Raw genomic sequence first — 14,143 nt, 5'->3', positions numbered from 1 at the left:
GCGAAATTGAACCACCGTGCTATGCGGCGACGGACCCGCCGAGCTTCTCCCTCAGCCACAGCGGGCGGGCGTCTACCCAGAAGTCTGGGAGCGAGTCCCCCATCGGAGCATGGGCTCATCCAAGCGTCAATCAGGCGTCGGCTGCGACACTTCTTCAAGCGGTGCCTTCCGTATTGGGGCCGGTATCAGTCAAAATCGCATAGTATTGGGCCGCAGCAGTCGGGCTTTTCCCGCTTTTTGTCGCGTGAAAAACGCCGTACACCCTATCTTTCAATACCATTTACCCACTATTCCGGAGTGCACTATGCAAAGTAAAACCCTGTTGAAAAAATCATCATTTGCGCTCCTGAGCGTATGTCTCGTCGGCAGTGCGATCGCCGCCGATGTCAAACTCGGCGTTGCTGCAGCGCTGACCGGCCCGGCTGCCAAATACGGCATTGCTATCAAGAACGGCTTCACTCTGGCCGCCGATGAGGTCAATGCCAAAGGTGGCGTTAACGGCAATAAATTGGCACTGGTCGTGGAAGACGAGCAAGGCAAAAAAGAAGAAGCAATCACCGTTTTCAAAAAGTTGATTTTTCAGGACAAAGTGTTGCTGGTGTTCGGCCCCACTCTTTCCAACTCTGCCTTTGCGGCTGACCCGATCGCCAACTCCGCTCACGTGGTCGCATTCGGCACCAGTAACACGGCCGACGGCATCACGGCCATGGGCCCGTTCACGTTCCGAAACTCGGTCATGGAAGCCGACGTTCTGCCAGTCACCACTCGCGTAGCTGTCAAGCATTTCGGCATCAAGAAAGTTGCGGTGATTTACGGTAACGACGACGCGTTCACCAAGAGCGGCTATGAAGTCTTTAAAGCGACGCTGGAGAAACAGAAGATCATCGTGACGGGCACTGAGACTTATGCCAAGGGCGACGTCGACTTCAAGGCGCAACTCACCAAGATCAAGGGAGGCAATCCGGATGCCATTGTCTGCTCCTGCCTGGCCGAAGAGGCCGCCAATATCATGCTGCAAACCCGAACATTGGGCATGAAACAGCCGTTCATCGGCGGTAATGGCCTCAATTCACCCAAGCTTTTTGAAATCTCGAAAAAAGCCGGTGACGATACCGTAATGGGTAGTCCATGGTCATCGGAAAACGCGACCCCTGCCAACAAGGCGTTCATGACCGCTTACAAGGCAAAATTCGGTTCCGATCCAGATCAGTTTGCAGCACAAGCTTATGACGCGCTACACATCGTCGCTGCAGCGCTTGCCAACGTGAAGTTGTCAGGTGCGCTGGACAAGGACCGGGTTGCACTGCGTGACGCCCTGCCCGCCGTCAAGATCGAAGGGGCGACTGGAAAATTCACGTTCCGCAAGGCGCCCGCAGTGGCGGGCAAGGAAGTAGGCTATGACGCCCAGCAAGAGGCCACCGTCAACATCGCAAAGAATGGCAAGTTTGTACAGCTGAAGTAAGCAGTTCCCGCCCCGCCCGCCGAATAGGCGGGGAAATTTATAATCATCGATCCATCGACAACTCGTCATGGTGACCCGCCGTGCCAGATAGCAGGCTCCTCAATTTATGCTTGCACAACAACTTATTAACGCCCTCTCCCTCGGCAGCGTCTATGCGCTATTCGCGCTTGGCTTCACACTAGTCTTCGGGGTACTTGGCGTTATCAATCTCTCGCACGGCGCGATCTTCATGCTGGGCAGTTATGTGGCCCTGCTGGTAGTAGACCAACTCGCGATGCCACTTTGGACCGGGCTTTTGGTGGCGATGCTGGTGACGGGCCTGATTGGCTTACTGGTGGACTTTTTGGTACTGAAACCGCTGCGTGGGCGCAATGCACCGCACCTGGCGCCGATGATCGCCACTATTGGTATCGCCATTATCCTGACCAACTTGGCGCAAGGCTTGTTCGGCGCTGAAAACAAACGTTTCCCAGTCGGCACCATTCCCGAGGAAAGCATCAGTCTGGGCCAATTGCACGTCACTGCGGTACAGGTCGGCATCGTCGTGATTTCGTTTTTGTTGATGGCGGTGCTGCTGGCGATCATGCGCCGTACTCAATTAGGTCGGGCGCTCCGCGCGATCGCCGAATCACCGAAAGCAGCTTATCTGCTGGGCATCAATGTGGAAGGTTTGTTTTACCTGACGTCGTTTTCAGCGGCTGCATTGGGCGGTGCCGCCGGCGTTCTGGTCGGCTTGTCGTTCAATGCAATTTCCCCTTTCATGGGGCAGCCCATGCTGCACAAAGGGATTGCCGTGATCATCCTGGGCGGCATGGGGGACATTCGCGGCGCCATGTTCGCCGGATTGTTTCTGGGCTTCGCCGAAGTGTTGACAGTAGCCTATATTTCCAGCGATTTTCGCGACGCCGTGGGATTCGGATTACTGTTTTTGATTTTGTTGATCCGTCCCTCGGGCATGTTCGGCAAAGTGCTGGAACGAAAGGCCTAACAGATGGGAGTGCTTGAATGGTGGGACGGGTTCTGGGCTACCTATAACACCGTCATCTTCGGAATTGGCGTCAATGCCATGCTGGCGCTGTCCATTTACGTCACCCTGTCATGCGGTTTGCTGTCGCTGGCAAATGCTGCATTCATGGGCATCGGCGCCTACGCCGCAGCGATGATTAGCATGCAAACCGGCTTGCCATTTCCAATCGCGCTAGCTGCCGCCGGCGTGTTGCCGGCGCTGGTCGCGCTGATCATTGGCATTCCGACGTTGCGCCTGTCCGGCGTGTATCTGGCGATGGCGACCCTCGGCTTCGGCGAAGTGGTCAGAGTCGTCGTATTGAACCTTGATGTGACCGGCGGCCCGATGGGACTCAACGGCATTCCACTGAAGACCGAGTGGTGGCACATCGCGCTGCTGTTGGGCATCACGCTGTATGTGCTGGGGCGAATGCGGCGCTCCCGAATCGGGCGCGCGTTTGAGGCGATCAAGGCTGATGAAATTGCCGCCCGCTTGATGGGTATCAACGTCGCGGGCTACAAGCTCCTGGCGTTCGTCACCGGGGCCGCTATTGCCGGCGTCGCTGGCGGTCTAAACGCGCACTACACCTTCACCATCGGGCCAGGCAATTATGCTTTTGAAAACGCCGTTGACATCCTCACGATGGCCGTGTTCGGCGGCACCAGCAACCTGATCGGACCCACTCTCGGCGCCACGGTGCTGACCCTGTTGCCGGAGGTACTGCGCCAGTTCCGGGATTTCCGTCTGGCAGCCAACGGCCTGATTTTGGTACTGGTGGTGCTGTATCTGCCACAAGGAATCTGGGAACCCCGTCGCATTCTTGGTTTCTTCCGGCGCAGGCGGGCCTATAAACAGAGCCAGACTAAAGAGGTGGCCTGATGCTGAAACTTAACAAAATAAGCAAGCACTTCGGCGGCCTACAGGTGTTGCAAGACGTCAATTTCAATGTTCCCCAAGGTGGTATTTTCGGATTGATCGGACCCAATGGGGCCGGTAAAACCACGGTATTTAATTTGATAACCGGCTTGCTGCGGGCCTCCGGCGGCGGGATCGAATTCAACGGCCAGGACATCAGCACCATAGCCCCTCACAAGATCACTAAACGCGGCATCGCCCGAACCTTCCAGAACATCCGCGTGTTCAAGGACATGACGCTGCTCGAAAACGTGGTGGTCGGTATGCATGATCAGATGAACTATGGTTTTTCGGACCTCCTGTTCAATTTAGGGCCCTATCGCAGGATAGAAGCGAGGGCGCGCGTCAGGGCACTGGAACTGCTGTCGTGGGTTCGGCTTGAACACAAGGCGGAAATGCTCGCCGACAGTCTGTCTTATGGTGAACAGCGCAAGCTGGAATTCGCCCGTGCGCTCGCAACCGAACCAAAATTACTTTTGCTCGATGAACCTGTGGCAGGTATGAATCCGGCAGAAAAAACCGAATTGATGCGCGAGATTCTGAATATCAAACAACGCGGTTACAGCATCTTCATGATTGAGCACGACATGCGGTTTGTGATGGGCCTGTGTGACCGCATCGCCGTACTGAATTTCGGCCGAATCATTGCCGAAGGCACACCGGATCAGATCAAGAGTAATCAGGAAGTGATCGAGGCCTATCTGGGCAAGGATGAAGCGGAATGAAGGTCAACGCTAAGCCGATTTTACGGATCCAGAATCTGGCGGTTGCCTATGGTCATATTGAGGCGGTTAAAGGCATCGACCTGACGTTAAATGAAGGCGAGATCACTGCGCTGGTGGGTGCCAACGGCGCAGGAAAGAGCACCACGTTGCTCGCAGTGTCCGGTTTGTTGAAGCCGACGCGCGGTAAGGTCCTGCTCGATGATATCGATCTGACCAAGCTGTCGCCGCACAAAATCGTCCAGAACGGCGTTGTACAGGTCGCAGAAGGCCGTGCCATCCTGACCACATTAACGATCGCCGAAAACCTCTCGCTCGGTGCCTATACCCGCAAGGACAATGCGCAAGCGAAAAAGGATCTGGAATGGGTGTATTCGCTGTTTCCGGTATTGCAGCAAAGAATGCGGGGCCTGGCCGGTAATTTGTCCGGCGGCGAGCAGCAGATGCTGGCGATAGGCCGGGCCCTGATGGCAAAACCGCGTGTCTTGCTGCTGGACGAACCGTCGATGGGGCTTGCGCCGCTGCTGGTGCAGGAAATCTTCCGCATCGTCAAGGAAATTAATGGCACGGGTCAGACCATCCTGTTGGTCGAACAAAACGTCCGACAGGCGCTGCGCATCGCCCACCATGGGTACGTACTTGAAACCGGCCTCATTGTGTTGGCCGATACCGGTAGCAATCTGCTGCATGATCCGAAAGTACTGGAAGCGTATCTGGGCGGTTGATCGGATCACCCTGTCGAGCCGAGGCAGATCGTGAATGGTCGCTTGGGCCATGAAAAAGTTCGCGACGAGGTGCCGCGCTGCTGCTGCCGTAGCGTCTGAAATGGCGCCGTCGCTGGCGTGGCCCAACGCTGGCGCGGAGCCGGAAAGCCTTGGTCATCGCAACGTCGTGAACGCGCTGCTCGACGCGCTATCACATCAACCTGGCGGGCTGGTTGCCGCAAGTCTCCTGACTCCCCGTTGTCAGCAGCCCTGGTGCAGCATCAAGGCTTCTTTAATAAATCAGGAATCCTTTATGAAAAACGCTATCAGCTGGTTTGAAATTCCAAGTGCTCAACTTGACCAGGCGCAGGCTTTTTACGAAACTGTGCTGGCTTGCAAGATGCGCCGCGAGCCCATGGGGCCGTCAGAAGGCGCCGTGTTTCCGTATGAAGGCGAGGGCGTGGGCGGCGCCATCATATCCGAGCCGACGGCACCGATGCCCAGCGCGGGCGGCACCCTGATTTATCTGGATGCCTCGCCGTCGCTGGATGCCGTGTTGGCACGCGTCACCGCTGCGGGCGGACACATCGCCATGCCGCGCCAAGCGCTGCCGCCGGGTATGGGTTTCATTGCCCACATCACCGATTTGGACGGCAACCGGGTCGGTTTGCACGCGTTGGCGTGACGGCCAAGCCATGCGCAACAACTGGATTGCCGTGAGCAATACAGGCGGAGCTATCCTTGCTGCATCTCAGTTCACTATTGTTTTAATAGCTGCTTGTGCAAGTATCATAAGGTCTACAGACCTAAAGTTTATATACGACCCATGCGCCGTGCCGACCGCCTGTTTCAAATTGTCCAACTCATCCGGGGCCGTCGCCTGACCACAGCGGCGCATCTTGCGCAGCGGCTGGAAGTATCCGAGCGCACGGTGTACCGTGACATCGCCGACCTGCAGCACCAAGGTGTACCGATCGAAGGCGAGGCGGGTGTCGGTTATCGGCTGGGGGCGGGGTTTGATCTGCCGCCGCTGATGTTCACCCATGACGAGGCGCGGGCGCTGGTGGCCTCGGTGCGCATGGCGCTGGTCTGGCAAGACCCGGCGTTGGCGCAAGCCTCGCAAGCGGGTTTGAGCAAAATCCTGTCGGTGTTGCCCCCCGCCGCCAGGGTAGCGGCGCAAAGCATGGCAATTTATGCACCTCCGCTAGGGCTGGAGCCTGCCGTGCAGATCACGCTCCAAACCCTGCGCGAGGCGGTGCGAGCCCACCGCAAGCTGCTGGTGGACTACCGCGATGCCAGCGATCAATTGAGCCAGCGCACCCTTCGGCCGCTGGGTTGTTTTTATTGGGGCAGGGTCTGGACGCTGGCGGCCTGGTGCGAGAGTCGCCACGACTTCAGAACTTTTCGTATGGACCGCATCGGCAGCGTATGCGCCGTGGACGGCCGGACGGGCGAGTTTCGCGACGAACCCAGCAAAACCCTGGTTGATTATTTGTGCGCCGTGGCGCCGCCGCGGGTTCAGGCGACGTGGTCGGACGCAGAGTAGCGTTTGACGCTTATCAGGTCGAACCCGTGGTGGTTGATGGCCACTGCTTTGATAACGGACAGAAGAAATCCGGATCGCTGCAGGGCCATGCCCCACCTGATGCGCAGGGGTACTAACTATGAACATTTTTAAAACAAGGCTTGCTCCGCCCGTTGGGCGCCAACTCAGATGCCTTGCGGCCCAGTCTGGCACGTTCCGCTAACAAACAAGCTCTCGCTAGAGCCGCGCATTTCCTGGGCGAGACAGCAACCCATTGATTTTCTTTGGGTGTTTGTCTGCACCAGCTCCCGCGATACGGATAAGCGCTCAGCTCACTCGAATCAATTTCTTATTCACGAATTCCTGGATCCCTGCACCGGAGAGTTCGCGGCCATAGCCAGAATTCTTCACGCCGCCAAACGGCAACTCGGGCGAGGACACCAAGTCGGAGTTGATGAATACCATACCGGTTTCGATTTTCTGGGCCACCTTTTTACCGCGCTCAATGTCCTGGGTGAACACCGAGCCGCCCAGACCGAAGGGCGAGTCGTTGGCCAGCGCTACCGCCGCATTTTCGTCGGCCACGCGGAAAAACAGGGCCACCGGACCAAAGAATTCCTTTTTATACGCTGGGTTTCCAGCCTTGATATCGGTCAGGATTGTTGGCTGCATGAAGGCGCCAACCTGGCCCTCAATACGTTTGCCGCCGATTAGCACACGGGCGCCGTTACTCACTGCCTCATCGACCTGACCTAACAGGATCTTGAGTGCTTCTGCTGACGACAGTGGCGCTAGCGTGGTTTGTTTGTCCATCGGGTCGCCCGGCTTGAAGCCTTCCATCGCAGCCTGAAACTTTTTCAGGAAACTGTCGGCCAAAGCCTCCACGACGATGATGCGCTTGGACGCCGTACAGGCTTGGCCTGCGTTGCCCATCCGGCCACGCACGGCGTATTTAACGGCTTTTTCGAGGTCTGCGTCTTCCAGCACGATGAAGGGATCGCTGCCGCCAAGCTCCAATGTGGCCTTCTTCAAGTTTTTGCCAGCTCGAGCGGCCACGACGGCGCCAGCGCCTTCGCTGCCCGTTAATGCGACGGCGCGGATGCGTGGGTCATCAATTACGTGTGAAATCTGGTCCTTGGAGATAAACAGATTGGTGTAAGCACCCTCCGGCGCTCCTGCTTCTTTCAACACCCGCTCAAAGGCAAGCGCGCACTGCGGCACATTGGAGGCGTGTTTGACCATCACGACGTTGCCCGCCATCAGGTTGGGCGCTGCAAAGCGTGCGATCTGGTAGTACGGATAATTCCACGGCTCGACCCCAAACAGCACGCCAATGGGGCTGCTCTCCACCATGGCTTCGCCCTTGGCCGTCTTCAATTTCTCGGGCGCCAGGAATACCTCGGCATGTTCGGCGTAGTAATCGAGGATGGCCGCACTCAGCGCCACTTCTCCCTGGCTCTGCTGAATCAGCTTACCCATCTCAAGCGTGATGAGTTCGGCAAGCGCTTGCGACTGCTCGCGCATTATGGCTGCGGCTCGCGCCAAAACCGCTTTGCGCTCTGCAAAGGTCTTTTGCCTCCACACTGTTTCAAAACAGTTGGAGGCGGACTTCAGCTTATCTTCAAGCTGCTTGTCGCTGATTTCTTCAAAGATTTTGACAACTTTACCGTCATAGGGATTGGTGCTTTGATAGGCCATGGTTTCTCTCTAAATCTGTTGGGGGAGTGGGTAGAAAAGATGACATGCTGCGATACCCGCAAACTATCCTTTCATATGCCAACGATAGGTTTTAATCGCGAACCCGGATGTAGGACGCCGTGCCATCTCACAGTGTGGAAAGGACGTTAGATAAGTCAGCAACTGCTTTGGGAATAACGCAGACTTCACCAGTCCAGACAATCCGAAAAGCCAGCTTGTAGGGACAGAAATATTATTAGAGATCAGCTGAACAATTACTCAATGGGCGAGCTATTTTCTGGACTGCTGGCAGGTCGCACTCAGACCTGATGGCTATGTCATTGCGGGACTCTTGCGTGGAATCCCTCATCCATTCGCCATTGAGGCCGCTCAAGCGGTATCTGTGTTCCCGTTGGACTAAGCGATTGCTGCGTCGATTTATGCTACGGTGCCTCCCGCACCATTTACCTAGCTGGCTGATTCCGGCACCCCATGCGCCATGGCCGAATTGGCGCGCAAGCGCAGCAAGCGCGACTAATGCGCCTCCCTGATAATTAACGCATGCCTGATAACTCCTCGCCTCTTGAAACTCCTCCAACAGCAAGCCCCATCAATCGTGAACCGGTGCGGCCTAGTGCCAAATTCATGCTGGCACGCCCCGCACATTTGATCGCCTTGGGGTTTGGCTCTGGCCTCAGTCCGGTGGCGCCCGGAACCGCCGGCACCTTGTGGGCATGGCTGTCGTTCCTGGTGCTCCAGCACTGGCTGTCGCCCGCAGACCTGGGCGGACTGATCGCCGCGTCTGTGGCGGTAGGCTGGTGGGTCTGCACCATCACTGCCAGAAATATGCGGGTGCTCGATCCCGGCAGCATTGTTTGGGACGAAGTCGCGGCTTTCTGGCTCGTGTTGTGGCTGGTGACGCCCACCAGTTTCTGGGGTCAGCTGGTCGCGTTTGCGCTATTTCGTTATTTTGATGCGGCCAAACCTGGGCCCGTCGGATGGGCCGATCGGCTGGCACATGGCTTAGACCCCGCTACCGATCAGAATGCCTGGGCATGGGCAGGCCTGGGCATCATGGCCGACGACCTTGTGGCCGCAGGCTGCACGCTGATGGTGATTGCCATCTGGAGGTTTTTCTGATGTCGGAGCTGTCTGCGCTGGTGGTCAATTTAGCGGCTTGCCTTCAGCAAAGAAACTGGCAGCTGGCCACCGCTGAAAGTTGCACTGGCGGTCTGATCGCTGCAACTTGCACCGATCTGGCAGGCTCCAGCGTATGGTTCGAGCGCGGCTTCGTGACTTATTCAAACGCGTCCAAAACCGAACTACTGGGAGTGGATGCTGCGCTGATTGAACAATACGGTGCCGTCAGCGAAGAAGTGGCGCGAGCGATGGTGAAGGGGGCAATTGCGAACTCCAGCGCGCAAGTAGCCGTTGCAGTCACCGGCATCGCGGGTCCCGCAGGCGGCACCGTTGCCAAGCCTGTCGGCACGGTCTGGTTTGGCTGGGCGACACCTGCGGGAGTTATCAGCGAGAGGCGCCGTTTTGACGGTGAACGCGCTACCATTCGTTTAGCTACTGTGCAGTACGCCTTGCAACGCCTGGTGGCGCTGTGCACCGGCGAAATATGACGCCGGCGCTGCGAGGAGGATAATTTTGCGTGTTAGTTCAAACCATCAACACTCCTAACAATTCTCAGAAAAAAAATACTATGCAAACTTCTGAAAAATATCCTTCGTCGCGCGTGGCGCTTCACTGGCTGATGCTGTTGCTGCTGATAGCGGTGTACACCGTCATCGACTTGCGTGATTACTTTCCCAAGGAAAGTAGCGCCAGAGAAGGACTCAAAACATGGCATTTCATGCTCGGCTTAAGCGTGCTGGTGCTGGTGGTGATCCGCCTGCTGCTACGCTGGATGCGCCCCGGCCCGGCCCTACTGCAAGGTCCGGCCTGGCAAACATGGCTGGCCAAAGCGACTCACCTGTTGTTATACGTTTTCATGATCGGCATGCCGCTGGCAGGCTGGCTTATTTTGAGCACCGCAGGCAAGCCGATACCGTTTTTCGGCTTCGAACTACCCGCGCTGATGGGCCAGGACAAGAACCTGTCTGATCAGATCAAGAACCTGCATGAGGTCGTGGCAACCATTGGCTACTTCTTGCTTGGCCTGCATGCGCTCGGCGCGTTGTTTCACCATTACGTCATCAAAGACAACACCTTGCGAAGGATGTGGGTGTAATGCTGTCCGTGCCATAAAAGGCAGCGGCCCAGCGCCGACCAGCTACTTAAACACTGGCCTCGACCTCAGCGCCCATATCACCGGCGATCAACCTGAATTGCTCCAACGCTGCTTCCAGGTCGTCCACGATTTCCTGTGCGATCACATCCGGTGGCGGCAGGTTGTCGCTATCGGCTAGTGAGTCGTCTTTGAGCCAGAAAATATCCAGACTGGCCTTGTCGCGGGCAATCAACTCGGCGTAGTCGTAGACACGCCAGCGGCCATCCGGGCCGGTGCCCGCAGTGGCGTTGGTGTCAGCGCTCCATGTTGCCTTGCGCTCATGCCGGTTCGCCGGGTTGTAGCAGTTGACAAACTCTTCCAGGTGCTCGCGCCGGAGCGGGTTGGTCTTGAGCGTGAAATGCTGGTTGGTGCGCAGATCGTAAATCCACAGCTTCTTCGTCCACGGCGTCTCAGAGGCAGGCTTGCGCTCAAAGAACACCACATTGGCCTTCACGCCCTGCGCGTAAAACAGACCGGTGGGCAAGCGCAAGAGCGTGTGCACATCGCACTCGTGCAGCAACTTCTTGCGGATGGTTTCGCCCGCGCCGCCTTCAAACAGCACGTTGTCCGGCAGCACCACCGCCGCGCGGCCATGCTGCTTGAGCAAGGTCTTGATGTGCTGCACAAAATTAAGTTGCTTGTTGGACGTGGTGGCCCAAAAATCGTCGCGCTCGATCACGTCTTTCTCGGTGCTCACTTTGCCTTCAGCGCCGGTGATCATGGTGCTGCTTTTCTTGCCAAATGGCGGATTCGCCAGCACCACCTCAAAGCGTTCACCGGGATCGGCGGCGAGGGCATCGGCCACCACGATCGGCACCGACTTGTCGGAGCCAATACCGTGCAGCATCATGTTCATGGCCGCCAGGCGCGCTGTGCTTTGCACCAGCTCCCAGCCGCGCAGGGCGGACTCTTTCAGGTGTTTCTTTTGCACACGCGTGAGGTTGGGGTTGTGGTCGGCCACATGGTTGAACGCGGCCAATAAAAAACCACCTGTACCACAGGCCGGGTCGCAGATCGTCTCACCCGGTTGGGGCGCAATGCAGTCCACCATCGCGTGAATCAGCGGGCGCGGCGTGAAGTATTGCCCGGCCCCGCTCTTGGTGTCTTGTGCGTTCTTCTCCAGCAAACCTTCATAGGCATCGCCTTTGACATCGGCACCCATGGCCGACCAGTTTTCGCAATCAATCAAGTCGACCACCAAGCGGCGCAGCTTGGCTGGGTCTTGAAATTTGTTTTGCGCTTTGCCAAAGATCAGACCGATGGTGCCCTTCTCGGCACCCAGTTTTTCCAGCGTGTGGCGGTAGTGGTCAAACAAATCGTCACCGTCGCGCGCCAGCAACGCGGGCCAATCAAAACCTTGGGTAATCGGGCTGGGCTGATTCCAGGGCGACTGGCTGCGCTCGTCGGCCATCTTGAGGAACAGCAGGTAAGTGAGCTGCTCGACATAGTCGCCGTAGCTCATGCCGTCGTCGCGCAGCACGTTGCAATAGTTCCAGAGTTTCTGGACGATGGTGGCTGAGTTCATAATTTTTTAAAGTCCTGCAATGGCCGAAATGCGGCTGCGTATAGCCTCAATGCGGCTTTGATAAAGCTCGTCAAAGGCGACCAGGCCGGGCAGCGTATTGTCGAAATCGGTGTGCTGCCGCAATTCACGGAAGCGCATAGCCAGATAGGTGCGCAGCGCGGGGTCAGCAGCCGAAACCTCTTCGACCACGCCCTGCCGACCCTCGACCACATTGATGATGTCTTCCAAGTCATGACTCATCACCATATCGTTCTTGCCGCGCGTGTGAAATGCCTCAAATTTGGTACCCAGAAAAGCGGGCGCGGAAATCAGGCTGATACGTCTCCCACTTGGCAATGCCATCACATCCGCAGACGCCGCTGCCGTTGGATACCAACGGTTGGAGAAGCCCAGAATATTCTCGTTGGTGGGCATCAAATCCACTTCAATTCCGCGTATGCGCCACCGGCATATGGGCGCATCTTCAGATACGTCACGGCTAAAGCCGCGCTTGGCGAAACGGCTTTCCATCGCGTAATAGCCTTGGCGGGCCGCAACCTCGACAATCAGATCAACGTCGTAGGTTACTCGGGCTGGTGGCGAGGTGGGTGCATCAATCAGCAAACTTGCGGCGCAGCCGCCCACCAACACCAATTCGTCGCACAGATCACCCAGCGCCTCGGCCACCAGCTCCACGCGCTGCACATTGGGGTCATTGGAATTCATAAACGCTCCTCAAACAGTTGCTGCGCCAAGGTGCGCTCCCGCGCATTGCCGCTGCGCAGCGCATCAAACAGGGCCAGGTTTTCATACAGCGCCGGGCTGCGCAATGCGGCCATGGGCACTGTGGGGTAGAGCGGGACCAATCCAATGCCGCGCGCACTTCCCAGCACAGAGGGCCAGACCGGTGGTGGATCAGCAGATGGCGCAATTTGGGCATTGAGTGGCGCAGCGGCGTATGCAGTGGGCACACCGCCTACCATCGTTCCCCGCACAGGCGGAAATGCATATTTGGCCCCGTGGAACAAAAACTCCTTGAATGCCGTCTTGATGATGGTTGGGCGCTTGGCATCAAAAAACAACAAGCGCGCCTGCTCTGCCCGCTTCAGCGCACCATGCACCTCTGAGATGGACAACGCAGCAAACGCTGCCAGTTGGGGATAAGTAATGACCGACCCGCCCCATGCCGCCAGAGCCAACAAGACATATAAATCCTGCGGTTTAAGCGATAACTGGCGGTTGGCGATTGTGGACATGTGAAGTGACCTAGTTTGAATATTTTCGCATTTCGCGAAATAAGAAAACTTGATTAAACCAGATTTTTTATCCTCCCTTACCAAATCCAGACTGAGCCCGCACCACCAACTCGTCATACCCGTCACCGCATCCGGCTCGCGTGAGAACGCCCAATCCGGCAACAATTACGATGGCCGCATGACACTCAAAGAATCCAACCCCTACCTGCGCAGCCGGACAGAAGCCAGCCGCAAGGCCGCGCTTCGGATTTCCGCCAAAACGTCATCTGCGGTAGAAGGCATTCGCGCTCCGTTTACCGATGACATGGCGGCCAAGGCCCCTGCCAGACGGGAAAACTTCATCGCGTATTGGCAGCAGCGCGCCGCTTTGAACGCGCGATAATTTTTTCGAACACCCCGCCAGAGGCCGATAGTCCCGCCCCACCGCGGCATGAATACCTCCAATGTAGATGCGCCGACCACGGCTCAGCATGGGGCTAAAGTCCAGCGGCGGCAGGCCCGCCTGGAACGCCATCAACAAGGTCAACAAGCGCGCCACATGGCCATTCCCCTCTCTAAATCCAGCCCTCGTGGAATCTGAGCGAGAAGCTTCTATTTTGATAGTGAACCTGCCGGATACAACTGATTCACCAAGTCCGTCACGATCTCAAAAGTGCCCAGCACTGCGGGATGCTGCGCAGTGACGGCGGTAAGTACACGTCATGGGGTTGCGCCCCACAAACATCGGGCGTTGCAGGCGTGAGGCACGCTGCACATTCACCACCACAAACTGGCGGCCTTCGTCTTCCACCGTACGCACATCGTCATCGCGCAGCAGATTGCTGCAAACCATGTGGCAATCGTTCAATTGGCCCCACAGCACGGTGCGCAACTGGGCAGCGTCCGGCACGCCCTCCCACACCAAGCCGGTGGACTTTTCGGCCACGCCCAAAACGATAGTGCCGCCTTGGGTGTTGGCCATGGCGGAATGGGACTCCCAAAAACTTCCGAGCATTCCACCGCGCGCCGATTTGAATTTGGTGGCTATGTCCTCGGTGCTGCACTGCAGGGCGGAAAAAAGATCAAGCTGGCACATGGTTTTTGTCATTTGGCTATAG

At 57.2% G+C, this 14,143-nt stretch carries 17 protein-coding genes; 12 read left to right on the top strand and 5 right to left on the bottom strand.

What is annotated here, in order from left to right; translation table 11 throughout:
- Positions 1 to 304: 304 nt before the first annotated feature.
- From HHJ16_RS07315 to HHJ16_RS07285, 7 genes are all read left to right on the top strand, one after another.
- A complete protein-coding gene (locus tag HHJ16_RS07315) occupies positions 305 to 1,462 on the top strand; it encodes an ABC transporter substrate-binding protein (RefSeq protein WP_293641945.1) in 1,158 nt (385 codons plus the stop codon).
- A 106-nt stretch (positions 1,463 to 1,568) separates the two neighbouring features.
- Positions 1,569 to 2,450: a branched-chain amino acid ABC transporter permease gene (locus HHJ16_RS07310; RefSeq protein ID WP_293641944.1), complete on the top strand. Its 882-nt coding sequence runs from the start codon at positions 1,569 to 1,571 to the stop codon at positions 2,448 to 2,450.
- A 3-nt stretch (positions 2,451 to 2,453) separates the two neighbouring features.
- On the top strand, positions 2,454 to 3,347 hold the full coding sequence (locus HHJ16_RS07305) for a branched-chain amino acid ABC transporter permease (protein ID WP_293641943.1): 894 nt from the start codon (positions 2,454 to 2,456) through the stop codon (positions 3,345 to 3,347).
- Positions 3,347 to 4,108 (top strand): ABC transporter ATP-binding protein, encoded by a 762-nt coding sequence (locus HHJ16_RS07300; protein ID WP_293641942.1) that lies wholly within the window; start codon positions 3,347 to 3,349, stop codon positions 4,106 to 4,108. Before HHJ16_RS07305 ends, HHJ16_RS07300 begins: the two co-directional genes overlap by 1 nt.
- Positions 4,105 to 4,830, top strand: a complete 726-nt coding sequence (locus HHJ16_RS07295) for an ABC transporter ATP-binding protein (RefSeq protein WP_293641941.1) — start codon at positions 4,105 to 4,107, stop codon at positions 4,828 to 4,830. Before HHJ16_RS07300 ends, HHJ16_RS07295 begins: the two co-directional genes overlap by 4 nt.
- 292 nt (positions 4,831 to 5,122) lie before the next feature.
- Positions 5,123 to 5,494 carry a VOC family protein gene (locus tag HHJ16_RS07290; protein ID WP_293641940.1) on the top strand — a complete coding sequence of 124 codons (372 nt, stop codon included), beginning with the start codon at positions 5,123 to 5,125 and terminating at the stop codon, positions 5,492 to 5,494.
- Between the two features lie 141 nt (positions 5,495 to 5,635).
- Positions 5,636 to 6,355 (top strand): YafY family protein, encoded by a 720-nt coding sequence (locus HHJ16_RS07285; protein ID WP_293641939.1) that lies wholly within the window; start codon positions 5,636 to 5,638, stop codon positions 6,353 to 6,355.
- A 306-nt stretch (positions 6,356 to 6,661) separates the two neighbouring features.
- Here HHJ16_RS07285 and HHJ16_RS07280 read toward each other — a convergent pair whose 3' ends face one another.
- Entirely contained in the window at positions 6,662 to 8,032 is a 1,371-nt protein-coding gene (locus HHJ16_RS07280) for an NAD-dependent succinate-semialdehyde dehydrogenase (RefSeq protein ID WP_293641938.1), read from the bottom strand.
- 624 nt (positions 8,033 to 8,656) lie between these two features.
- On the opposite strand from HHJ16_RS07280, the gene HHJ16_RS07275 reads away from it, so the two are divergent.
- From HHJ16_RS07275 to HHJ16_RS07265, 3 genes are all read left to right on the top strand, one after another.
- Entirely contained in the window at positions 8,657 to 9,151 is a 495-nt protein-coding gene (locus HHJ16_RS07275; protein ID WP_366557474.1) for a phosphatidylglycerophosphatase A, read from the top strand.
- Complete coding sequence (locus HHJ16_RS07270; RefSeq protein WP_293641936.1) at positions 9,151 to 9,639, top strand: CinA family protein; 489 nt, start codon at positions 9,151 to 9,153, stop codon at positions 9,637 to 9,639. The genes HHJ16_RS07275 and HHJ16_RS07270 overlap by 1 nt, the downstream gene beginning before the upstream one ends.
- Before the next feature lie 80 nt (positions 9,640 to 9,719).
- The gene (locus HHJ16_RS07265; protein WP_293641935.1) at positions 9,720 to 10,247 is read left to right on the top strand and encodes a cytochrome b/b6 domain-containing protein; all 528 of its coding nucleotides are present in this window, start codon (positions 9,720 to 9,722) and stop codon (positions 10,245 to 10,247) included.
- Between the two features lie 46 nt (positions 10,248 to 10,293).
- Here HHJ16_RS07265 and HHJ16_RS07260 read toward each other — a convergent pair whose 3' ends face one another.
- From HHJ16_RS07260 to HHJ16_RS07250, 3 genes are read right to left on the bottom strand one after another with little or no spacing between them, the layout of a single operon-like run.
- A complete protein-coding gene (locus tag HHJ16_RS07260) occupies positions 10,294 to 11,811 on the bottom strand; it encodes a class I SAM-dependent DNA methyltransferase (RefSeq protein ID WP_293641934.1) in 1,518 nt (505 codons plus the stop codon).
- 6 nt (positions 11,812 to 11,817) lie between these two features.
- Positions 11,818 to 12,516, bottom strand: coding sequence for a hypothetical protein (locus HHJ16_RS07255; RefSeq protein WP_293641933.1), 699 nt, complete (start codon positions 12,514 to 12,516; stop codon positions 11,818 to 11,820).
- Positions 12,513 to 13,046 carry a hypothetical protein gene (locus HHJ16_RS07250; RefSeq protein WP_293641932.1) on the bottom strand — a complete coding sequence of 178 codons (534 nt, stop codon included), beginning with the start codon at positions 13,044 to 13,046 and terminating at the stop codon, positions 12,513 to 12,515. The genes HHJ16_RS07255 and HHJ16_RS07250 overlap by 4 nt, the downstream gene beginning before the upstream one ends.
- A 178-nt stretch (positions 13,047 to 13,224) precedes the next feature.
- On the opposite strand from HHJ16_RS07250, the gene HHJ16_RS07245 reads away from it, so the two are divergent.
- A complete protein-coding gene (locus HHJ16_RS07245; protein ID WP_293641931.1) occupies positions 13,225 to 13,428 on the top strand; it encodes a hypothetical protein in 204 nt (67 codons plus the stop codon).
- Positions 13,429 to 13,476: 48 nt separating this feature from the next.
- The gene (locus tag HHJ16_RS07240; RefSeq protein ID WP_293641930.1) at positions 13,477 to 13,626 is read left to right on the top strand and encodes a hypothetical protein; all 150 of its coding nucleotides are present in this window, start codon (positions 13,477 to 13,479) and stop codon (positions 13,624 to 13,626) included.
- 66 nt (positions 13,627 to 13,692) lie between these two features.
- On the opposite strand, the gene HHJ16_RS07235 is transcribed toward HHJ16_RS07240, so the two are convergent.
- Complete coding sequence (locus HHJ16_RS07235) at positions 13,693 to 14,121, bottom strand: RNA-binding domain-containing protein (RefSeq protein ID WP_366557473.1); 429 nt, start codon at positions 14,119 to 14,121, stop codon at positions 13,693 to 13,695.
- Positions 14,122 to 14,143: the final 22 nt, after the last annotated feature.

This window comes from Polaromonas sp., assembly GCF_012927485.1.
Lineage (GTDB): Bacteria > Pseudomonadota > Gammaproteobacteria > Burkholderiales > Burkholderiaceae_C > Polaromonas.
This window is presented reverse-complemented; position numbering and strand designations above follow the sequence as displayed.